The organism is Mucilaginibacter sp. SMC90 (assembly GCF_022811725.1).
GTDB lineage: Bacteria > Bacteroidota > Bacteroidia > Sphingobacteriales > Sphingobacteriaceae > Mucilaginibacter.
Genome location: NZ_CP094527.1, coordinates 352,684 through 374,843 on the forward strand (window position 1 = coordinate 352,684; position 22,160 = coordinate 374,843).

A 22,160-nucleotide genomic window follows, 5' to 3' on the forward strand; every position below is an offset into this window, starting at 1 on the left:
CTGTTATCAGGCTTTGCTCCAGGTAGTGCCTTCTTTACTGTCCTTTAATTGAAACCCTATTTGTGACAGGCCATCACGGATCTTATCTGATGTGGCATAATCTTTATTGGCTTTAGCTCCGCTGCGTAAATCAACAATAAAGTTTAACACTTTTGGCAAATCATCATTGGCAGCCTGTTCGTTTTGCAAGCCAAGTACATCAACCACAAATAAATTCATGAGCAGGGTTAACTGCTCAAGGTTTGCGGCATCAATTTTCAATTTACCATCATAAACTGAATTGATAATGCGCGATGCTTCAAATAATTCGGCTATTAATACCGGGCTGTTAAAATCATCATTCATTGCGGTATAGCAGCGTTCCATTAGCGGGGCAATTTCAACCTCGGTAGTGGCCGATGCTTTTAATCCGTCGTTAAGCAGGGCAAAAGCATTCATAAGGCGTTTAAAGCCTTTTTCAGATGCTTCCATAGCTTCATTGCCAAAATCAAGTGTACTGCGGTAATGGGCCTGCAGCATGAAAAACCTTACCGTCATAGGGGTGTAGCCCTTGTTCAGTATCGAGTTTTCGCCGCTAAACAGTTCATGCGGTAAAAAGCTGTTGCCTAATGATTTTGACATTTTTTGCCCGTTTACCGTAAGCATATTGGTATGCACCCAGTAATTGGCCGGGTTGGTACCGCAGCAAGCTACATTTTGAGCAATTTCGTTGGTATGGTGCGTTGGTACAAGATCAAGGCCTCCTCCATGAATGTCAAAGTGACTTCCAAGATATTTCTGGCTCATGGCCGAGCACTCCAGGTGCCATCCCGGAAAACCTACTCCCCATGGCGAAGGCCATTTCATCAGGTGCTCGGGTTTGGCTTTTATCCACAGGGCAAAATCAAGTTTGCCGTGCTTATCCTGTTGTCCGCCAAGGGTGCGGGTGTTATTTAAAAGATCTTCGAGGTTACGGCCGCTCAGTATACCATAATCCTGGCTTTTGTTATATTTTTCAACATCAAAGTAAATGGAACCGTCAACCTCATAGGCATAGCCCTTTTCAAGTATAACTTTTACCATTTCTATCTGTTCGATGATATGGCCGGTGGCTGTTGGCTCAATGCTTGGCGGCAGGTTGTTTAATACCTTCATCACATCCCTGAAACCAACGGTGTATTTTTGCACTATCTCCATAGGCTCAAGCTGTGCCAGCTTGGCCTTTTTTGCAATTTTGTCTTCGCCCTCATCGCCTGCATCACCTTCAAGGTGGCCTGCATCGGTAACATTACGTACATAGCGTACCTTGTAGCCAATGGCCGTAAGGTACCTGAACATAAGGTCGAAAGATATATAAGTACGGCAGTTGCCTAAGTGAACATCGCTATAAACAGTAGGCCCACAAACATACATGCCAACATGAGGCGCGTCAATGGGCTTAAATAATTCTTTTTTACGGGTTAAAGTGTTGTAAACAAACAAATTTTGTTGCATGAGCGCAAACTTACGATTTTTTAAATTTTAAGCTACAGCCCGCTGCAGTTCGGGCTTATTTTTACAAATGAAGGGCAATGATTTTATTAATTTAATATCAGGTCGCTGCGTAACGGGTAATGATCCGAAAGTTTCTTTTCAATCACTTTATAATTAAAAACCGAGAACTGCGAACTGCTTAAAATATAATCTATCTGGTAATTGGGGAAGTCGCCATTATAAGTGCGTCCTAATCCCGAACCTTTTTCCCGGAATGAATTGTTTAGCCCTTTAGCCATTTCGTTAACCGCAAATGACGACGGAGTATCATTAAAATCACCCGCTATAATATAGGGGTAAGGGCATTGGGCGGCATGTGCCTTTACTTTAAAAACCTGCTCTGCCCTTTTCATAAAAGCTATTTTAAGTTTGCTGCCAAGCCGTTTGGTTGATTTGATATCCGTTTTACCTTTTTTAGATACATTGTCGATATATTTATAATCATCCGGATCAAAATTGATGGATTGCAGGTGTACATTATAATATCTGAAAATTTTGTCGCCCTTTTTTATATCGGCATATAAACATTGGTTGCCCGATGTTTTGTCTGCTGCAAGCCGGATCATTCCTTTAGCTACGATGGGGTATTTTGAGAAAATAGCCATGCCAATAGCTTCAAGGCTGTTAAAACTAAAAGGTTCAAAATAAAAATTGTTGCTCCCCAGTATCTTGCAGATGGAATCGCGCGTTTCATACGGACCTTTGTTACGCGTAAAAAACTCCTGGAAACCTATTACATCGGGCTGCTCGGTGTTAATGATGCTCAATATTTCTTGCTTTGTTGAAATATCGTTGCTGAAGCCAAAATGTTTAAAATTATGCACATTATAGGTCATCACATGCACAACGTTAAGCCCCGGGGGTACCGAAAAGCTTGATTTAAACCTGAACCCTATATTGCTGTTAAGTACTCCCCAACCCAGCAAAATGCTTAGCAGCGAAAGTAAAAACTGCCAGCGTTTACGCAGCAGCCAGTATAACATCATGATTGCGTTGAGCAATAATATTGGAGGATATGCAAGGCCAAAAAAAGCAAATAGCCAGTATTTACGCGGATCAACAAACGGCGCTAAATACCCGATAACTAAAGCAAAACATAAAAACAGGTTTACCCATAATAATATCCTGCCAAAAATACTTTGCTTTTTTTTAATCATTTAGTCCTGTTTGCTTGCGCGCGATAAAATTTCACGTTCCTGTTTACTTAGGCTATTGTATCCTGATTGCGATATTTTATCTAAAATACGGTCGATCTCTTCCTGACGCGGATAATCAGATGCGTTTTTCCCCATATTATTTGAAACTACCTTTAACCGCGGTTTTGATTTAAATAACCCAGCTATGCCCCCTACCCAATCATGGCCCTTTTGCAGTTGCTTAATATAAACAAATCCCATCAAAGCACCACCCAGGTGAGCAATTTCGCCGCCGGCATTTGCGCCTACTATACCCAAAAAATCAATTACAAGAATTACCAGTACAAGCCATTTTAATTTTACCGGGCCAAATAAAATTAAAGATATGGTGTAATCTGGCAGTAAGGTAGCCGTAGCTACTACAATGGCCATCACACTGGCCGATGCTCCAACTATAGTGCTATTCTGCGCCGCGTTAACGCTGGTAAATGCAGGTAGCAGGTTAAGGGCCAGCAGGTACAATAATGCACCGGCCAGGCCACCCATTAAATATAAGCCTATAGTTCGTTTGTTGCCAAGATACTCTTCAAAGATTTGCCCCATCCAATAAAGCCAAAGCATATTGAACAGGATGTGCAGTACGCCTGCGTGCATGAACATATAGGTTAAGGGCGTCCAGAAATGCTTAAGCAGGTCGGGCAGGTATGCCGGCATGTTCAGGTATTTATCGGCAAACAGATATATAGAACTGTTACCAAAGCCTCTGAAAAATTGCTCTAATACCGCCGGGATATTTATAGCCAGGTAAACTACAACATTAATGCCTATAAGCAGGTTAAGCTTATTGCCCGACCGAAGCATTTTGTACTGGATATTTTGCCAAAGGGTGCTCATAATAAAGCTGTATTACAAAGATAACTACTGTTATTAATAAAAATTGTTTGGTCGTTGCAGTCGCCATATTTTTAAAATTATATAACCGAACAACGCTCCGCCAAGATGCGCAAAATGAGCTACTGAATCACCTTGAAACTGGCCAAAGCCATCAATAAGTTCTATCACGATATATCCAGCAACAAGATACTTGGCCTTAACCGGAACTGGTATAAATAATACCATCATTTCCATATTCGGAAAAAGATATCCAAACGCAAGCAGTAAACCAAATATAGCTCCGGATGCTCCTAAAATAGGCACCGTGTAAATTTCTTTGATTTTAGCCATGCCAGACATGCTTACATTTGCCACATCAGATCCTGATATGATAAACGACCCAATTGCACCATGTACCTCAATTGCTTGCACCAGCATTTGCAAAACCAATGCTCCAATACCGGTTATAAAGTAATATTGAAGAAACCGCTTAGGCCCCATTGTATATTCAAGTATTGGCCCAAACATGAACAACGCAAACATGTTAAAGAAAATATGCGCGAGGCCGGCATGCATAAACATGTAGCTAACAACTTGCCATGGGTGGAAAAGTGGTGAGTTAAAATAAAATGCAGATAACCATTTTACCATATCAAACCCAACATAGCTTAATGTATAAGTGCCTATGAAGAATATTACATTTATGATCAGCAGGTTTTTAACAACAGGTGTTAGGTTAGCAAAAGGTGATTGATTGTATCCGTTCATATATAGTTTAGCCTGGGGCTATTTTTCAAATCGTTCAACTAATTCGTTCATGGTAAAGGTACTGATTACGGGCTTACCATTCAATGCCTGGTTGGGTGATTCGCAAGCAAAAAGCTGGTCGATAAGCTGGTTCATTTCCTCCAGCGATAACTTTATTCCTGTTTTAATAGCCCCGTTTCTGGCCAGTGAGCGGGCAAGGTTATCACGTTTATCTAATTTAAGGATAGCCATATTGTTTTTAAAACCTTCCAGCAAATGTTCTAAAAGTTCATGCTCGCCAACATTGTTCAGTTCGGCAGGCACGCCTTCTACCACAACAGTATTTTTTCCAAACTCGCGGATATCAAAACCCAATGCCCTGATATCTGGCAAAAGTTCTCTCAATAACTCAAAGTCGCTGCCATTTAGTGTAACCGACTGCGGGAACAGGCTTTGCTGGCTTACTCCCGAATGATTTTGCAGTTGCAATAAAAAACGCTCATACAAAATGCGCTCATGTGCAGCCTGTTGGTTAATGAGCATAAACCCCGACTTGATCTGCGACAGGATAAACCTGTTGTGGATCTGAAATAATTGCCTTTCGCTTGGTTTGCTTACATCCTGCTCGTCGACCGCTATGGTTTTTTCCTCATGGATCTCATGCTGAAAAAGGGTTTCTTTTTTGCTGATTTCGTATAACGTATCCCAGTTTTGTGGGATAGAGTCTTTTTTGTAACCGCCGCTGTCCCTTAAAAACGGATGCTCCTGTTTTGGTCGTTCTTCTTTATTAGCAAACGGGTTAAAGTTTGGATTAAAGGAAATGGTAGGCGCAATGATTTCCTCCAATGGTTTGGGAGTGATCAGGTGTTCGATGCTGTTTTCCTGGTCAAAATCCAGGCTGGGCGTAATATTATATCTCCCTAACGACCGCTTAACGGCCGAACGGATAATGGCATAGATAGCTTTTTCGTCCTGGTATTTGATCTCCGTTTTGGTAGGATGTACGTTAATATCGATCTTAGAAGGATCGATATCAATAAACAACACATAAAACGGGAAACAATCATCGGGCAATAATTCCTCAAACGCGGTTGTTACAGCGTGGTTAAGATATGAATCACGGATAAAGCGGTTGTTTACAAAAAAGAACTGCTCGCCGCGTGTTTTACGGGCAAACTCGGGCTTGCCTACAAAGCCGCGCAGTTTGATGATGGTAGTATCCTCCTCAACCGGAACAAGCCGCTGGTTATAATTATTGCCAAACAGGTGTACTATGCGTTGTTTAAGCGTAGTACCTGGCAGGTGATATACCTCCTGGCTGTCATGGTGAAGGGTGAAAAAGATTTGTGGATTTGCCAGTGCCACGCGTTGAAACTCGTCAATAATATGACGCATCTCTACCGGGTTGCTTTTTAAAAAGTTACGGCGGGCGGGAGTGTTATAAAATAGATTTTTAACAGCTATAGAGCTCCCTGTATTGGCCGAACACGGTTCTTGACTTATCACCTCCGAACCTTCTATAGTTATACAACTACCCAGTTCATCTTCATGGCGGCGGGTTTTAAGCTCTACCTGGGCAATAGCGGCAATAGAAGCCATAGCTTCGCCCCTGAAACCCATGGTGCGGATGGCAAACAAATCGTCGGCCTTGCGTATTTTTGAGGTGGCATGGCGTTCAAAGCACATGCGTGCATCGGTAAGGCTCATGCCGCAGCCATTATCGATAACCTGGATCAGTGATTTACCGGCATCTTTAATAATAAGCTGGATCTTGTCTGCACCTGCATCAATAGCGTTTTCAACCAATTCTTTTACTGCAGAGGCCGGTCGCTGAACTACTTCGCCTGCGGCAATCTGGTTGGCAACGGCATCCGGTAAAAGCTGAATAATGTCTGACATTTAAAAAAAATTCCCTTCAATTTCTATTTCGATGCTAAATTAAATATTTGATGGCATAACTTTATGATTTGATAGTTGTATATACTTTTGTAGCTTAATACAATTACAATAAACATACAATTATCTTATGAAGAGACTATTGCCCGCGCTGCTATTACTGGCAGCGGCCTGCAAACAGAAGGAATACAATGCCGATATGGTGGTAAAAAATGCGGTTGTTTATACCGTAGACAGTAATTTTACTACAGCAAGCGCATTTGTAGTTAGCGGAGGAAAGATCCTTGCAGTAGGCAATGCCGATTCTCTTGAACAAAAATACAATGCCCGCGAAGTGGTTGATGCACAGGGGGCCGCAGTTTATCCGGGCTTTATTGATGCACACGCCCACTTTTATGAATATGGCATGGGCCTGCAAGAGGTAAACCTGGTTGGCACCCATAGCTGGCCCGAAATTATTGACTCAGTAAAAGCTTATGCAGACCGTAATACCGATGGCTGGATAATTGGTAATGGCTGGGATCAAAATGACTGGGCAAACAAACACTTTCCTGATAAGGCCAAGCTTGATTCATTATTTCCTGTGAGGCCGGTAATACTGAGCCGTGTTGATGGCCATGCCGCCATTGCTAACCAGGCTGCACTTAATATTGCAGGGGTTAAGCCCGGGCAAACCATTAACGGCGGCGAAATTGAAACCAGTAACGGAAAGCTTACAGGTATTTTGATTGATAACGCAGTAGGCATTGTTACCCGTAAAATTCCTGAGCCTACAGCGGCCATGGTAGATACGGCCCTGCTCTCGGCACAAAAAAATTGTTTTGCCGTGGGTTTAACTACAATTGATGATTGCGGATTGCCTTACACCATGGTAAATACAATCAATGAATTGCAGCACAAAGGCGACCTGAAAATGCGCTTGTATGTGATGCTGGCCGACAGACAGGAAAACTATGATTATCTTTTTAAACACGGCATTATTAAAACTCCGGGCTTAAATGTAAGGGCTTTCAAGGTTTATGCTGATGGTGCACTTGGTTCAAGGGGGGCGTGTTTGCTAAAACCCTATGCCGACTCGGCCAAATGGAATGGATTTTTGTTAAGCAATCCAAAGCATTTTGAAGAAATAGCACCCAAAATAGCAGCACATGGTTTCCAGATGTGTACCCATGCCATTGGCGATTCGGCAGTGCGGGTGATGCTTAAGGTTTATGCTGCTAACCTGAAAGGTAAAAATGATTTGAGATGGCGAATTGAACATTCGCAAATAGTTTCTCCACAGGATATAGATAAGTTTGGCGAATACAGCATTATCCCATCGGTACAGCCTACACATGCAACATCAGATATGTACTGGGCTGGCAAAAGGCTGGGAAGCGAACGGCTTAAAACTGCTTATGCCAATAAGCAATTGCTTAAACAAAACGGCTGGCTACCGCTGGGCACCGACTTTCCGGTTGAGAATATTAACCCGCTTTATACGTTTTATGCAGCGGTAGACCGTAAAGATCTGAATGGTTTTCCGCAAGGTGGTTTTCAGCCCGAAAATGCCTTAAGCAGGATTGAAGCCTTAAAGGGTATGACTATCTGGGCAGCCAAAGCCAACTTTGAAGAAAAAGAAAAGGGTAGCATTGAACCAGGAAAGTATGCCGATTTTGTGATATTGGACAAGGATATCATGAAAGTAAAAGGTAGTGAGATCCCGGCAATCAAAGTGACAAAAACCTATATAAACGGAGTTAAAGTATATGATAAAAAATAAATGGGGCCGTGTTCCTTTAGTACTATTAGGGTTTGCATTATTTGATAACGCTTGTGCTCAAAACCCACCGTTAACGGGGCAGGCCTTCATTGCCGAAGAACGGCTGGTTGGTAACTCAACTGCGTTGCTTAATAATGCCTCATACCTGGTACCGCTGCAGAAACTGGAAGATTTAAAAATTGCCAGTGTGCATTTCAGCAATCAATATGCTACTGTTTTTGATAGCCTTTTAAATAAATATAATAAGGTTGATTTGTATGATGGTATAACCTATTCGGGCAATAAAACACTGGCCAATCTTACTTCCGATCTGAAGTTTTATAATACCGTTATTGTACAGGTAAATGATGCGGATTTAAATAATCAGGACCTGGTAGATTTTATCAGCACCAATCAAAAAAGCAAAAACGTGATTGTGGCCGCTTTCGGCAATGGTTCGATGCTAAGTAAGCTTGATGTGGTCACTGCCCCCGTGATCTGGACCGAGCGGCTATCTGCAGTATCTGCCATGTATAGCGCCGAAGCTATATTTGGAGGGGTAGGTATATCGCAAAAATTAACCAAAAACTACAGTGCTGTTTATAAAACGGGGATGGGTTTTATTACTGATAAAACCCGTCTCCAATATACGGTACCTGAAGAAGCCGGCATTAACGCCGCCAACCTGCAGGGTATTGATAAAATAGCACAGGAAGCTATTCGCGAACATGCCACGCCGGGCTGCGTGGTATTGGTGGCTAAAGATGGCAAGGTGATATTTAATAAAGCCTATGGTTATCACACTTATGATAATGTGATGCCCGATAAGCTTACCGATATTTTTGACCTTGCTTCCATGACCAAGGTATCAGCCACTACTATGGAGGCAATGCAGCTTACCGATCAGGGTAAGTTAAGCCTGGAGAAAACTCTTGGCGATTATATTCCACTGGCCCGTAAAAGCAACAAGAACGATATCCAGATCCGTGAAGTGTTACTGCACCAGGCGGGTTTGATCCCCGATATCCAATCGTTTGAAAAAGTAAAACCAGCAGATCATAGTACCGATTCATCGGCAGCGTACCCAACAAAAGTGTCCGACCATTATTATTTACGGAAAGACTACTATAAAGATGTAATGTTCCCCGAAATGCTGAGCTCTCCGTTGAAAACACGGGGACAATATGTGTACAGCGATGTAAGCATGTTGTTTATGCAGGAGGTGGTTGAGAATATTACCGCTGTGCCACTCAATACCTATGTACAACAGCATTTTTATACCCCGCTGGGGATGCAAACTGCAGGCTTTTTGCCCTTGTACCGCTTTACACCTGATAGAATAATACCAACCGAAAATGACAAAGAATACCGCATGTCATTGCTTGATGGTTATGTGCATGACCCAACATCGGCACTTTTAGGCGGAGTAGCCGGGCACGCCGGATTATTTGCCAGCGCCAATGATGTAGCTATCCTGTATCAAATGGTTTTAAACCGCGGCAGCTATGGCGGCACTCAATATTTTAAGCCGGAGGTGGTTGATCTGTTCACTTCAAAACAATCGCCGGTAAGTCGCCGTGGATTGGGATTTGACCGTTGGGACCCGATAGCCGACAGGCATTACCCCTCAAAACTGGCATCTGATCAAACTTATGGACACACAGGTTTTACAGGCACCTGTATCTGGGTCGATCCGAAATATAACCTGGTTTATATATTCCTGTCAAACAGGGTAAACCCATCTGTAGGCAGTAAATTAGGTAGCCTTAACATCAGGCCAAGGATTCAGGATGTGGTTTATGAGGCAATAGCGAAAGGTTTGTAAGAAGCTGTTTAAAAACGGCAGATGCAAATAGAATTAATAAAGCGTCATTGCGAGGTACGAAGCAATCCCCAATAAGCAGAGCAGCTATGCAGGTTCGCTCTGTAAAGTCGGGGATTGCTTCGTACCTCGCAATGACGCTTTTGTTTTTTGGAAGCATAGTTGTCAGGCATCAATAGCGGATGTTTTATACTATTGGGCACTATTCCCTCAGCTACCGCAAGCGTCCTCGCTTGTGGGTAACATGCTAAGTTCTGCAGATTGTTGTTCATCAATACCTGAACGGAGGCCACAAGTGAGGACACTTGCGGCAGCGATGGGAATATCTGAAATAAAAACCCTAAATTTATCTAATTCCGAAATCGAACATCCGAATTCCCAAATCAAGAGATGCGCTATTTCACTATCCAGCCACCGGCCGAGCTGAAACCTTATGTAAGATTTTACTGGGTGCTTGAGCATGAGCTGGGGCCTGATGAACCGGCATATATTTACCGCTCTGTAGCCGATGGCTGTACCGAAATGGTGTTTCACTACCGGTCGGCATTTGATGAGTTGGACAATAAAACCGGGCAAAACGCGGGCCCGTCGGGCATCCAGTTTCAAACCACGCAATACCGGCGTTTTATTACGACACGAAGCTTTGGGATTTTTGGCGCTTATGTCTATCCGTTTGCTGTTCCCTGCTTCTTTAATATAGCAAGCAGCCAAACCAGTAATCTGGCGTTTGATTTTGATACCTTCTTGAACCGGCCAGGTCGTGAGCTGGAAGAACAGATCATGCTGGCTGCCGATAATGATGAACGCGCGGAAATACTTTCTGCATTTTTAATTGCCCGGTTGCGTCAAAATGAATTGAAACATCAGTCTATAGCGATAGCGATCAGGGATGTGATCCACAATAAGCAATACAAAACAGTTGCGCAACTGGCTGATACCTATAATTTATCTGCAAGGCAGTTTGACCGAAAGTTCAAGGAGTACGCAGGTTTCAGCCCCAAAACCTATATGCGGCTTACGCGCCTGCAGGATGCGCTGAGGCAATACAATACCAATAAAACATTAACCCAGATAGCGTTAGAGTGCGGTTACTATGATCAGTCGCATTTTATTCATGATGTAAAGGAATTTACGGGCTACCATCCGGGTTTTTATTTTTCGGGAAAAGCCGAAGGGACGGAGTACCGGAATACATAATGTCTGGTTTTTACAATTTTGCAAATGGCGGGATACCTAATTTTGAGCAAAACATCAATAAGCTATGGCAACAATAAACATTCCCGAAAATTACCAGGCAGTAATGCCCTATCTCATTGTTAATAACGCCGCTAAATTTATCGAATTTACCCGGCAGGTTTTTGGTGCAACCGAGCAGTTTAAAACCATGCGCGATGAGCATACCATTATGCATGCCGAGTTAAACATCAATGGCGGCACCATCATGTTTGCCGATTGTACCGATACTTATCAGCAACAAAATGCGGGTATGTTCATATATGTTGAAAACTGTGATGAAGCCTACCAGAAAGCGATAGAGAACGGGGCCGAAAGCATTATGCCGCCTGCCGATCAATCATATGGCCGAAGCGCCGGGGTAAAAGATCCGTTCGGGAATACCTGGTGGATCACAAACCCATGATTTTTGTGTGGGTGATAAAACGAATGTGTGCCGGTAAAGTGATTTATATTGGCATAACTCCAGGCACCGTACCTGATCTTTAAAATTTTTTTAAGCCCTCCAAAAGGAGCCTAAACCGCGGTGTCAAAAAAACTGGTGATTTATCGTATGCAGGTAAATTTTCAAAAAGGATTGAAGCGTCCTGTCTTTAAATTTTCTATTTTTAGGCTATCGAAAGCTATGATTTGGATAAATACCGGGTCCGGAAATATAAGATGTTCAATCGATAGTATTTTATTCAACAGCCCTGCATCTTCAGCGTTTTATTAATCACCATAATTGAAAAACAAAATGAGTAAAATTACAGTAAAAGACGGAACCGAAATTTATTACAAAGACTGGGGAACCGGGCAGCCATTGGTTTTTCATCATGGCTGGCCTCTATCTGCCGATGACTGGGATGCACAGATGTTCTTTTTTCTTGAACAAGGCTACCGGGTTATCGCGCATGACCGCCGCGGGCATGGCCGATCAAGCCAAACTGCAACGGGCAATGAAATGGATACTTATGCAGCTGATGTTGCGGAACTTGTTGAAGCGCTTGATCTGAAAGATGCAATCCACATCGGGCACTCTACCGGTGGAGGTGAGGTTATCCACTACGCTGCAAAATATGGAAAAGGTCGTATAGCCAAAGCAGTGCTGATCAGCGCGGTTCCGCCTGTTATGGTACAAAGCGAAAGCAATCCTGACGGTGTTCCGATTGCTGTATTTGATGGCATCCGTGAAAGCACCGCGACTCAAAGAAACCAATTTTATCAGGATATCACTTTCCCATTTTATGGGTACAACCGCGAAGGTGCCAAGGTATCGCAAGGTATCAGGGACAACTGGTGGCGTCAGGGCATGATGGGCGGAATAAAAGCACATTATGATTGTATAAAAGCTTTTTCGGAAACAGATTTTACAGAAGACCTTAAAAGTGTGGATATCCCCGTACTTGTTTTACATGGCGAAGATGACCAGATCGTTCCGTTTGCCAATTCAGCGTTGAAATCTATCAAACACTTGAAAAACGGTAAGTTAATTTCATATCCTGGTTTTCCGCATGGTATGCCTACTACTGAGGCTGCAACCATCAACAAGGATCTTTTGGCTTTTATTAAAGAGTAATTTCCTTTACAGGTTACTTAATATACAAACGGCTATCCCGGAAGGAGACGGCCGTTTGTATTTAACGAGGATCAAAATAACGATATATATAGTTGATATCAGGTGTCCACTTTAGTTATCCGGCCGGTTTGTTAAATGTTTATTATTTTTGGTAATGCATCCGGAATTTGAAACATATCTGCGAAATGGGAGCGACATGCCTGAGGAAACCATCCGCCGGATCAGTGATCTGGCTTTGCCACGAAAATTGCGTCGTAACGAGCTCCTTTTTAATGCCGGCGAAATATGCAGGCATAAAGTTTTTGTGATGAGCGGGTTGCTGAATACGTTCAGCATTTCTGCCGATGGCAATCAGCATATCCTTCAGTTTTCGCCCGAAAATAGCTGGACGCTGGATGTTGAGAGTTATGACCGGGAAATACCTTCGCAAGTAAGTATAGGCGCGGTAGAACCAAGTACAATACTGTGCTGGTTAAAAAAAGATTTTGAAATGCTGCGGGCAGAAATACCACAGCTTAAAAAATTTGCCGAAGACCTAATTGCGCGTAATACCCATTACAGCCGCAAGCGGATCCTGCTTTCATTAAGTGCCACGCCCGAGGAAAAGTACGAGGATTTTGTGCAAACCTTTCCTGACTATCTTGCCCGTTTGCCCCTGCGCATGATTGCCGCTTATTTGGGTATCTCCATAAAAACCCTTACACGCATTAGGCACGCACAGCTTCAACGTTAATTGAAATTATGGTCATGTGACCATCTTTAGCAGGATTTTATTGGGCAGTTTTGTATCAAATAAAATCATTGACTTATGCGTGTATTTGTAACCGGAGCCTCCGGCTTTGTAGGCTCAGCAATAGTAAAAGAACTTTTAGGGGCAGGCCACCAGGTACTTGGCCTTGTCCGTTCAGATAAAGGTGCCGAAAAACTAACAGCAACCGGCGCCGAAGTGTACCGGGGTGATGTGGATGACCTTGAATTTATTCAAAAAGGTGCCGCCGCTTGTGATGCTGTTATCCATACGGCTTTCAACCATGATTTTTCACAGTTTAAAGCTAATTGCGAGGCCGACCGAAAAGTAATTGAAGCTTTGGGCGATGCGCTGTTAGGGACAGATAAGCCATTAGTTATTACATCGGGCGTTGGCCTTTTAAATTATGGTCGTTTGGTTTCAGAAGATGATGTACCGCCTGCCGCATCAGATGTTATTCCGCGGGTGGCTTCTGAAGAGGCCGCTGCAGCCGTCGCTGCCAGGGGGGTAAAAGTTTATATCGTACGCCTGCCGCCAAGCGTACACGGCGAGGGCGATCATGGTTTTGTGCCTATGATCATTAACATGGCACGGGAAAAGGGCGAATCAGCTTATATCGCTGAAGGGAACAATCGCTGGCCTGCTGTTCACCGTTCAGATGCCGCAGCTTTATATCGCCTGATCATAGAAAAACAACCGGAACTCCGCGTGCTTCATGCGGTAGACGAAGAAGGTATCGCGTTCCATGAAATTGCCGAAGCAATTGGTCAGGGCCTGAATTTGCCTGTGGTTAGCAAAACCGGCGATGGGGCAGCGGCCCATTTTGGCTGGTTCCTGCATTTCGCGTCGATGAGCTGCCCTTCATCCAGCGAAAAAACTCGCACCGCTTTGAACTGGCAGCCTAAAGCTACCGGCTTAATTACTGATATCGGAGCCGCCGGCTATCTTCAGAAATAGGCATTTGGCTAAGCTTTTAGTCTGTGAAAAAGAGGCTCGTATTTCGAAATGCAAGCCTCTTTTTTTATGCTATTATTATTGCATATCAATATCATGCAATCTTTCATTTGTTGTGGAATGCCCGCAATTGACTAATGAACAGTATATTACTGCTTATTGAAGGAAGTGGTTGTTCCTCCCGACGTTAACTTTATAATCTTCTTTGATTGGTCGATGGTACCGGTATAGCTCTTAACGCTATTGTCATCGCTAAACACCAGATCGAAAGAAAACTGATACTTGTCAATTTTACTATTGGTAACGTCTCCGCTTCTGCCTCCAACAGTTCCTGAGCCAGAAAGCTTATTGTCCTGATTGCCAAATGTAAATGAATCGCTGCTGGTTTGCCAGAAACCTATCAGATCGCCCAGGAGCACAATGACGCCACCGCCACCGCCGCCACCACCGCCATCACCACTTTTACCACAATTTGTAGTACAAAAAGCCATAATAACGATCAAAATAACATAGAGAGGGGGATTTAACTTTTTCATAATTAAATGCTTTAGTTATTAATGATTATTAATTTTTCAATAGACTCATGAATTGTTTTACACGTTGTTCCATAGCCGTAAGCTGATCATTAATAGGCGGAACCTGTGTTTCTATTTGTGATTGGATTTCTTTTTTTAGCTTTTCCTTGTCTTTTTCGGGTACCTGGTTTTGAAAGTATTGATTGATTTGGTTTTTAAGGTCATTTAAAGGGACTATCTTGTTTTTGCCGATGCTGTAGATCAGTGTATCGGCTATGCCCTCAAACGCTTTGGAAAGTGCCGGATCGTCCCAGTAATCGGCTATTTTTTTTGAGTAAGTGGGATAATTGACATAAAGCTTTTCAAATGCCTGGTTAAACCCGTTTTGGGTTTGTGCATACTGGGTAAGCGCATTAACGTTTACAAAGGCATAAACACCTATAAATTTAAAGGCGATCATTAAGGTTTGTGCCTGCAGGATATAGTTTTGCAGGGCACCACTTATCTCGGGATAAAACAGGTCTATACCATCCTGCCTTTCCCTTGCAATTCTAAGGTCATCGTTAGAGTAGCCTAATTTTTTAAGATTGGCTGCCATTGAGTCAATTTTTGCCTGCAGGGCTTTCGTATCAGCCTGTCCCTTTTTGGCGGCATCTTTTAATTGCGACAACGACGCCATATAACTCTTGATCTGCCCGCTTGATTGGAAGCTTTCGAGTACTATCTGCGTTAACAGTGATGGATTTTTAGGAACCAGCACTCTTCCTCCTAAGGGATATAAAACGATATAACTTTTGTCAGATGTTTTAATTTCCACCTGTGTGGTGTTGGTGGCAATTGGAGTGGTAAATACGCCGGATTCATTTGTTGTTGCCGGGTTTCCGTCGATAGTAATCGTGTAGTTTTTAACTAAAGCATTATTGCTTAGCAACTCTCCTTTAAAAGCAATAGTTTGTGCGTAGCCGCTAAGCCCAGCCATGCATAAAGCCAACATGTAAATGAGCCTTTTCATAACTTATTAAGCTGAAGGGTAAGCGGCACTTTTGAAGAAAAGATCTGCGTGCTGTTAAAACGCAACTTTTTGTCCCTATAAATTCTTACCGGAAGTTCAGTTCCGTCTTTTATGGGTAACGTTAAACTGAAATTACCTAACTGATCGGCATTGGTTTTATAAAGACCATTGGCCAGTACAATCAATACATCAGGAACAGGCTGCCCTTCCATATCTACAACCAAACCACTTACTGTTAAGGAATCGGCTTGTTTTTTTAGGTGCAATTCTATCGGCGTACGCCCATCAATGGGGATGGTTACCTGCTGGCTTTGCCGGTAATAGCCGGCGACGGCGGGGGTAACCGTAATGATTTTACCTAATAAATTTGCGGGCTGTTCATTAAATGTTACTACGCCGTTTTCGATCCGCGCTGAGTCGGGTTTGTTGAACAGTGCCTTAAGTAATCCGCCATTTACCAGTTCATTTTTACTTTCATCGCCAAATACGATGAATTTAACATCAAAGGAATCGGCTACAGGTTTGAGCTTCAGGCCAAAATAGATGATCAGGCAAAAAATAACGGCAGGGCCGCCAAGTGCCAGCGTACCATTATACAGTTTGCCGCTATATTTTGCATGCGCTTTTAATGCCCCGAATAAAAATCCTGATGCAATTAGGGCAACAAAAACCAACAGAAAAAAATAAACCTGCGGACTTAAATTGGCAGACTTATTACTGAATATCATGAGTACTATTGCGGCCGCCACAAACATTACAAAGCCCAATCCGGTTATGATAACCCAACTTAAAGGTGAAACGGCTTTATTGGTTTCTGCAGGCATAGCGGTAAAATGCTGTGTATTATAAAGTTAGGTATAATTTAATTGATAATTCACAAAATTTTAACTCTTAAGAATTATTACCCGATGAAGTTAACAGGCAATTGAAATCAGAGCTTCTATGATGTTATAGTTAAAGGCAACGCACCTGCCACCCGATAATTTAATTCTGTTTAAATGATTAATTGGCTTCGGCGGCAGGTTGTTTATTACTTCCAGCCAACAATCCCCATTTTAGGTATTGTTAATTTTGCGGCAAATGCTTACAACAACTGCAATAACAACACCACAGCTTAAAAACCGTGCAGTATCTACTGTGCTGGCGTTTGCCTTGCTGCCGCTTTCGGGTTTCGCTACAGATATATATATTCCCTCGTTGCCCAGTATGGGGGCTGATATGCACATCAGCAGTATCCAGGTTCAATTAACCCTGACACTGTTTTTGATCAGCTATGGTATCGCACAACTGTTTTTGGGCAGCATCTTAGATTCATACGGCCGGTATAAGTTTAGCCTTGGCGCGCTGGTGGTATTTATTTTGGCCAGTGTGGTTATTGCGGTTACACATAATATTTATGTTATTTATGCCATGCGTGTCATCCACGGCATTGCAGTAGCCATGATAGTGGTGGCTAAACGTGCTTATTTTGTAGATGTTTACGAGGGTGAGCAGTTAAAGCATTACCTGAGTATGTTCACTATTATTTGGTCGGCCGGGCCAATAGTGGCTCCTTTTTTAGGTGGTTATTTTCAAAGCACGTTCGGCTGGCAATCTAACTTTTATTTTCTGGCAGCGCTGGCTTTGATTATAGCAGTACTTGAAGTGTTTTACAGCGGCGAAACCATTCGGCACCGCACAGAATTTCATTTGAAAAAAATAGCCGGTTTATATGCAGAAATGATCAAGACCACAACGTTTAGCCTGGGTATCCTGATGCTGAGCTTCGCCTACTCAATGGTGATCATGTACAATATGACAGGGCCATTTATTATTGAGCATCATTTTAATTTTACGCCAGTGGTGGCAGGCTATTGCTCACTTGTTTTGGGCCTGGCCTGGATGGCAGGCGGCTTCATTGGCAAAGCACTGATTGGCCGGCCCTTTTTTGGTAAGCTGTTTGTTAATATTTTGTTGCAGCTGTTGGCCGTTGTATTGATGATCATTAGCGTAAACTTTGTGAGTAATGTTTATGTTATGGTGTTGTTTGCTTTTATAATACACGTAGGGGCAGGGTTTACCTACAATAACTATTTCACTTATTGCTTAGGCCGGTTCCCCAAAAATGCGGCAATGTCTGGCGGACTTACCGGCGGTATGGTGTATGTGATCCTGTCACTGCTTACTTATATTGTCGTTTCCGCTATTCCGGCTAAAGATGAGCATAATTTGAGTTATAGCTATTTAGTGTTTATCCTGTTATCGGTTGCAGTAATGCTGGTACTGTTCAGGTTAAACAGAAACTCTAAAGCTCATTTAGCACACAAAAGCTAAGGATGTTTTTCACTACGGACTGAAGTGACCGGTGTTGATTTAAATTTCTTTTGCATCGGTGCCATTAACATTGATTTTGCCATCTATAATTTCCAAGTCATCAATAGTTAACTTACCAATGCGCATCTGATCAATGGAGGCCTTTTTAACAGATAAGCGCCCAAGATAAAACGCACCGATAGCTATTGATCCTATCGCGATGCATCCTAATGCAAACGCTCCGGTTACCCCGGCACCTATTGCCCTTGCGCCTAATGCATAAGCGCCAATCGCTTTAGCGCTCTCTGCTTTGTTAATTTTATCTTTTGTCCACATGGTATTGTTTTTTGTTTTCGTGATCCTGTTTCGTTTTTATTCTGTCTCTTTTGCTCCGGATATGCTAAGGCTCAGCCTTGTTTTAATAAAAATATGCTGCAACTCAGTTTAACTTTATAGCAAGCCACATTCGCCGGCTTTCCTGATCAGTGAGGCCGAATTGCTGACCTCAAATTTCTGCATCAGGTTATGCCGGTGCGTTTCTACCGTTTGCGGGCTTATAAACAATTGTTTGGCTATGGACGCAGTCGTTATCCCTTCGGCTACCAGCTTCAAAACTTCCTGCTCTCTTTGGGTAAGCCTGGGCTGGTTACCTGATTTTTTTTCGGCGGCGAAAAGGATCTTTTGCAACTCATTATTCATCAAAAACTGGTTGCTCATAACCTGGTTTATTGCCGTTACCAGATCTTTTCTGGAGGTGTTTTTCAGTAAATAACCATCGGCACCGTTTTGGAGCATTTCCATAATGATGCTTTTTTCGGTATGGTTTGTAAGCGCAATGATCTTGATGCTGTTATCCAGTTTCTTGATGGCCTGGCAAACTGCAATACCAGACATGTCGGGCAGGCTGATATCCAGCAGAACAACATCTGCGCGCTGTGATCTTAGAAATGCTAAAGCCGGCTGGCCTCCGGTAAATGTACCCGCAATTTTCAACCCTTCTGCATTTAACAAAATACTGCGCAACCCTTCAATAAATATTGAATGATCTTCAACAATAATGATGGATATTTCTTTTAATTCACGCTGCATTGTAGTTCGATATTAATGGCAGAACCCCTTCCGGGTAATGAACGGATATCCATTTTTCCCCGCAAAAACTCTACCCTGGTACGGATATTATCCATTCCTATCCCTTTGTTTGCTGTGGCCAGAGAGGGGTCAAAACCTTTGCCGTTGTCTTCTATGGTAATATAAAATATATTTTCCGTTTGGCTGCATTGCACAAATACTTCGGTGGCCGCCGCATGTTTGATCACATTGCTCAGCAATTCCTGTACAATACGATAAATTATGAGTTGCTCCTGCAAAGAAAGATCATGTTTGATGTTCATCATTTGTGATTCTATATGCATATGGGCTGTTGAAGCTGTTGCGCACAGGTCATTAAGCGCTGTTTCCAGGCCGGAACGCAGCAGGGCCTCGGGCATCATATTGCGGGCAATTCGCCGTAGTTCGGTAACGGAATTATCCAGCTGAGTGATCACTTTATTCAGCGACCCTCCGGCCCCCTGATCAACTTCCGAAAGGTTTATTTTTACCCCCGCAAGCATGCCGCCAAGACCATCATGCAGGTCGCGGGCAAGTCTCGCCCGCTCCCTTTCCTCTCCCTGAAGCAAAGCCTGGGCAACGGCTATATGTTGTTCTTGCTGTAACGATCTGAGTTGTTGTTCGGCCCTGTATTTGCGCTGCCTGTAGAAATAAATAAATAAAAAGACTATCAGCATCGACAAGGAAAGACTACCCCAAAGAAAAAGCTGCTGCATTTTTGAACGCTGGTTCAACTGCAAAATCTCTTTTTCCTTTTCGGCATAATTGAAGCGTGCTTCAAGCGCCTTTACCTGCACATCTGTCTGGGTTCCAACCAAACTGTCCGTCAGTCGGTTAAATTTTAGCAGCCATTGGTAAGCTTCCTGGGGGCTGTTTAAAGCCGAATCTGTTGTTGCCAGCTCTCGCAATACCTGCCTCATGTTCTCCGGCATTTCTGCTACATAAGGCCTGTGATAAATTTTTAGCAATATTTTCTTCGCTTCGGCAAACTTTTTCTGCGCTTTATAAGTCTGAAACTGCTCCATCATAAGTGTGGTAACATCATAAAAGCGTTTCAGTGTATCACCGATTTGGATACCTTTGTCAAGGCTGATCAGCGCCTGGCCCCAGTTTTTGATGCCATTATAATATCGCCCCTCGGCCCGGTAATAGGATGGTAAATGAATAGACCGGGGATAAAGGGTTAAAAATCGTTTGGCGCTGTCCAGGTAGGTTCTGGAAAGGGTGTAATCTGGTTTGCTGAGGTAATTATCAGCTATCTTGCTGTAGCAATTTAACAGGCTTTCGCCGGTATCGCTGTTTTTTTCTTTAAATATAGCTATCGCCTTGTTGTAGTATAAGTTGGACCTGTCATAGTCAAAGATATTGCTGAACACAACGCCCAGGCTCATATAATAAGTACCGATATGACCGGTATCCCCTGCCTTGATAGCCATTGGTATAACCTTATTTAACAGTATGTCGGCAAATGAGCGTTCATTGCCGGTACGTTCTTCCAGGGCACCATAGTTATGCCAGGCTTTTGAATTGAGCGCGTAAGCCTCTCGCGAATGAATATTTCGTAAAAACTGGTCGGCCAGCAGGTATTCACGTTTGGCCCTCGGGATATCATACTCAAAATAAGCACTGGCCAGATAATAATGTGCCTGCCCCTGATAATAATCACCTGCCGGATTAAACTTCAGTGCATCCAATGCATAGCGTACGCCTTTGGCGCTGTCCAGATCTGCCCAGTACTGAGAAAGTAAGAAAAGTGTTTTAGCCCTGACCGTATCGCTCAGCCTCTTGCTTAGCAAAGTTTTCAGGCTGTCTGAATACCGTTTGTCATCAGCTTGCTGTCCCAGGCTAATGAGCGGTAACAGGAACAGGACGATGAGTAAATATTTTTTCAAGGTAATGACAAGCGTTTGTTACAAAGTTGCTTATAAATTTTTTCGAAAGCCACTAAGGAATACCATGATTTCTTATCAGGGTTTTCATGGATATTATTAAATCAATATTTACAGGGATTGTTTGCGAGGCCTGTTGTGGGCAATTTTGATAAAAACACTACGCTTATGAAACCAACTTATCTGATTACGCTTTTAGCCTGTCTTATCCCCTTAATATCCTGTAGTAAAAAAGATAATGCCGGCCCCGGCGGAGGCGGTAATTTCGGTACCGGCAGCATCTACTACGATTGGTCGGAAGGTGCCGGGCTGGCGGTGGTGTACCAGCTTGACCTCAACAACGCCGTACGGTCAAAAGCATTGTCTTATAATCCCGACCGGCATGCCTGGGATATCAGCCGCGACAGAAGTAGAATGATCCAGTCGGTAGCTGATCCGGGCGATTATGACGGTGAAATTTACAGGATCATCAATATGAGCAACGGACAAACCATCTCCGAATTTAAAAAGAAGGGAACAGAGCTCAGCAGTTTTACTGCGCCTTTATTTTCGCCTGATATGAGCCTGATAGCCGTTCCGCCAACTTTTGACCGCGGATTACTGATTTTAAATGCGCAGGGACAACTACTGAAAGAAGTGGTGACCATTGCCGGTAATAAGATCAAAGGACATATTTGCTGGATGCCGGACAAAAGTATCCTTTGTACCGTTGGCAATACCATTTATAGGTTGAATAACAGCTATACCTACGGCAATGTGATCGCGCAGCTTAACTTCAGCGACTGGAACCATGTAACGGCAAGCAACGATGGCAGTAAGATAGCCTTTGCTGCAGGAAAGCATATATGGCTGATGGCGGCCAATGGCGATAATTTGAAGCAGATCACCACAAGCAATAATGAAGAAGGGTATCCTGTATTTTCGCCAGATGGCCAGCACCTGCTCATCGGGACCGATTATGTTGGCGAAGGTAATGCCATACAACGCTGGAAACTAACTATCATTCCGGCCGATGGAAAACAGTATAATGTAAATGATGGAGCGGATAGCCGTGTAATACCCATCAAGCTAAAAAACAGCGAGAGTACTCAGGAACTGAGCAATTATATTATGGAATGGCGTTAG

The 22,160-nt window shown here is 43.1% G+C and carries 20 protein-coding genes; 9 read left to right on the forward strand and 11 right to left on the reverse strand.

All coding sequences use genetic code 11. From position 1 onward, the window contains the following. Nucleotides 1-6 precede the first annotated feature (6 nt). The 5 genes from cysS to mutL all read right to left on the reverse strand — a co-directional run bounded on the left by cysS (nucleotide 7) and on the right by mutL (nucleotide 6,167). Nucleotides 7-1,473, reverse strand: coding sequence for a cysteine--tRNA ligase (cysS, locus tag MTO98_RS01575; RefSeq protein WP_243484937.1), 1,467 nt, complete (start codon nucleotides 1,471-1,473; stop codon nucleotides 7-9). Between the two features lie 86 nt (nucleotides 1,474-1,559). Beyond that, nucleotides 1,560-2,669, reverse strand: a complete 1,110-nt coding sequence (locus tag MTO98_RS01580; RefSeq protein ID WP_243484939.1) for an endonuclease/exonuclease/phosphatase family protein — start codon at nucleotides 2,667-2,669, stop codon at nucleotides 1,560-1,562. Next, the gene (locus MTO98_RS01585; protein ID WP_243484940.1) at nucleotides 2,670-3,542 is read right to left on the reverse strand and encodes a rhomboid family intramembrane serine protease; all 873 of its coding nucleotides are present in this window, start codon (nucleotides 3,540-3,542) and stop codon (nucleotides 2,670-2,672) included. It abuts the gene before it with no gap. A gap of 33 nt (nucleotides 3,543-3,575) precedes the next feature. After that, the gene (locus MTO98_RS01590; RefSeq protein ID WP_243484941.1) at nucleotides 3,576-4,289 is read right to left on the reverse strand and encodes a rhomboid family intramembrane serine protease; all 714 of its coding nucleotides are present in this window, start codon (nucleotides 4,287-4,289) and stop codon (nucleotides 3,576-3,578) included. Between the two features lie 18 nt (nucleotides 4,290-4,307). Continuing rightward, on the reverse strand, nucleotides 4,308-6,167 hold the full coding sequence (gene mutL / locus MTO98_RS01595) for a DNA mismatch repair endonuclease MutL (protein ID WP_243484942.1): 1,860 nt from the start codon (nucleotides 6,165-6,167) through the stop codon (nucleotides 4,308-4,310). A gap of 127 nt (nucleotides 6,168-6,294) precedes the next feature. On the opposite strand from mutL, the gene MTO98_RS01600 reads away from it, so the two are divergent. The 7 genes from MTO98_RS01600 (at nucleotide 6,295) to MTO98_RS01630 (ending at nucleotide 14,223) form a co-directional block, all read left to right on the forward strand. Next, complete coding sequence (locus tag MTO98_RS01600) at nucleotides 6,295-7,926, forward strand: amidohydrolase (protein ID WP_243484943.1); 1,632 nt, start codon at nucleotides 6,295-6,297, stop codon at nucleotides 7,924-7,926. Next, nucleotides 7,913-9,730 carry a serine hydrolase gene (locus MTO98_RS01605; RefSeq protein ID WP_243484944.1) on the forward strand — a complete coding sequence of 606 codons (1,818 nt, stop codon included), beginning with the start codon at nucleotides 7,913-7,915 and terminating at the stop codon, nucleotides 9,728-9,730. The genes MTO98_RS01600 and MTO98_RS01605 overlap by 14 nt, the downstream gene beginning before the upstream one ends. Nucleotides 9,731-10,117: 387 nt before the next feature. Continuing rightward, nucleotides 10,118-10,924, forward strand: coding sequence for an AraC family transcriptional regulator (locus MTO98_RS01610; protein ID WP_243484945.1), 807 nt, complete (start codon nucleotides 10,118-10,120; stop codon nucleotides 10,922-10,924). A 64-nt stretch (nucleotides 10,925-10,988) separates the two neighbouring features. Beyond that, the gene (locus MTO98_RS01615; RefSeq protein WP_243484946.1) at nucleotides 10,989-11,366 is read left to right on the forward strand and encodes a VOC family protein; all 378 of its coding nucleotides are present in this window, start codon (nucleotides 10,989-10,991) and stop codon (nucleotides 11,364-11,366) included. A 330-nt stretch (nucleotides 11,367-11,696) separates the two neighbouring features. Beyond that, the gene (locus MTO98_RS01620; protein WP_243484947.1) at nucleotides 11,697-12,518 is read left to right on the forward strand and encodes an alpha/beta fold hydrolase; all 822 of its coding nucleotides are present in this window, start codon (nucleotides 11,697-11,699) and stop codon (nucleotides 12,516-12,518) included. 196 nt (nucleotides 12,519-12,714) lie between these two features. Then, on the forward strand, nucleotides 12,715-13,251 hold the full coding sequence (locus MTO98_RS01625; RefSeq protein WP_243484948.1) for a Crp/Fnr family transcriptional regulator: 537 nt from the start codon (nucleotides 12,715-12,717) through the stop codon (nucleotides 13,249-13,251). Nucleotides 13,252-13,326: 75 nt separating this feature from the next. Next, nucleotides 13,327-14,223: an SDR family oxidoreductase gene (locus tag MTO98_RS01630; RefSeq protein ID WP_243484949.1), complete on the forward strand. Its 897-nt coding sequence runs from the start codon at nucleotides 13,327-13,329 to the stop codon at nucleotides 14,221-14,223. Between the two features lie 146 nt (nucleotides 14,224-14,369). On the opposite strand, the gene MTO98_RS01635 is transcribed toward MTO98_RS01630, so the two are convergent. Genes MTO98_RS01635 through MTO98_RS01645 form a run of 3 tightly spaced genes read right to left on the reverse strand, consistent with a single transcriptional unit; the run spans nucleotide 14,370 to nucleotide 16,571 of the window. Continuing rightward, nucleotides 14,370-14,756: a hypothetical protein gene (locus MTO98_RS01635; protein WP_243484950.1), complete on the reverse strand. Its 387-nt coding sequence runs from the start codon at nucleotides 14,754-14,756 to the stop codon at nucleotides 14,370-14,372. A 28-nt stretch (nucleotides 14,757-14,784) separates the two neighbouring features. Continuing rightward, nucleotides 14,785-15,747 (reverse strand): hypothetical protein, encoded by a 963-nt coding sequence (locus tag MTO98_RS01640; RefSeq protein WP_243484951.1) that lies wholly within the window; start codon nucleotides 15,745-15,747, stop codon nucleotides 14,785-14,787. Next, on the reverse strand, nucleotides 15,744-16,571 hold the full coding sequence (locus MTO98_RS01645) for a carboxypeptidase-like regulatory domain-containing protein (protein WP_243484952.1): 828 nt from the start codon (nucleotides 16,569-16,571) through the stop codon (nucleotides 15,744-15,746). Before MTO98_RS01645 ends, MTO98_RS01640 begins: the two co-directional genes overlap by 4 nt. Before the next feature lie 256 nt (nucleotides 16,572-16,827). Here MTO98_RS01645 and MTO98_RS01650 point away from each other — a divergent pair, with 256 nt between their 5' ends. Beyond that, nucleotides 16,828-18,060 (forward strand): MFS transporter, encoded by a 1,233-nt coding sequence (locus tag MTO98_RS01650; protein WP_243484953.1) that lies wholly within the window; start codon nucleotides 16,828-16,830, stop codon nucleotides 18,058-18,060. A gap of 39 nt (nucleotides 18,061-18,099) precedes the next feature. Here MTO98_RS01650 and MTO98_RS01655 read toward each other — a convergent pair whose 3' ends face one another. The 3 genes from MTO98_RS01655 to MTO98_RS01665 all read right to left on the reverse strand — a co-directional run bounded on the left by MTO98_RS01655 (nucleotide 18,100) and on the right by MTO98_RS01665 (nucleotide 21,038). Beyond that, nucleotides 18,100-18,375, reverse strand: a complete 276-nt coding sequence (locus tag MTO98_RS01655) for a hypothetical protein (protein WP_243484954.1) — start codon at nucleotides 18,373-18,375, stop codon at nucleotides 18,100-18,102. A gap of 114 nt (nucleotides 18,376-18,489) precedes the next feature. Further along, the gene (locus MTO98_RS01660; RefSeq protein WP_243484955.1) at nucleotides 18,490-19,128 is read right to left on the reverse strand and encodes a response regulator transcription factor; all 639 of its coding nucleotides are present in this window, start codon (nucleotides 19,126-19,128) and stop codon (nucleotides 18,490-18,492) included. After that, complete coding sequence (locus MTO98_RS01665; RefSeq protein WP_243484956.1) at nucleotides 19,113-21,038, reverse strand: sensor histidine kinase; 1,926 nt, start codon at nucleotides 21,036-21,038, stop codon at nucleotides 19,113-19,115. Before MTO98_RS01665 ends, MTO98_RS01660 begins: the two co-directional genes overlap by 16 nt. 165 nt (nucleotides 21,039-21,203) lie before the next feature. On the opposite strand from MTO98_RS01665, the gene MTO98_RS01670 reads away from it, so the two are divergent. Beyond that, complete coding sequence (locus MTO98_RS01670; protein ID WP_243484957.1) at nucleotides 21,204-22,160, forward strand: hypothetical protein; 957 nt, start codon at nucleotides 21,204-21,206, stop codon at nucleotides 22,158-22,160.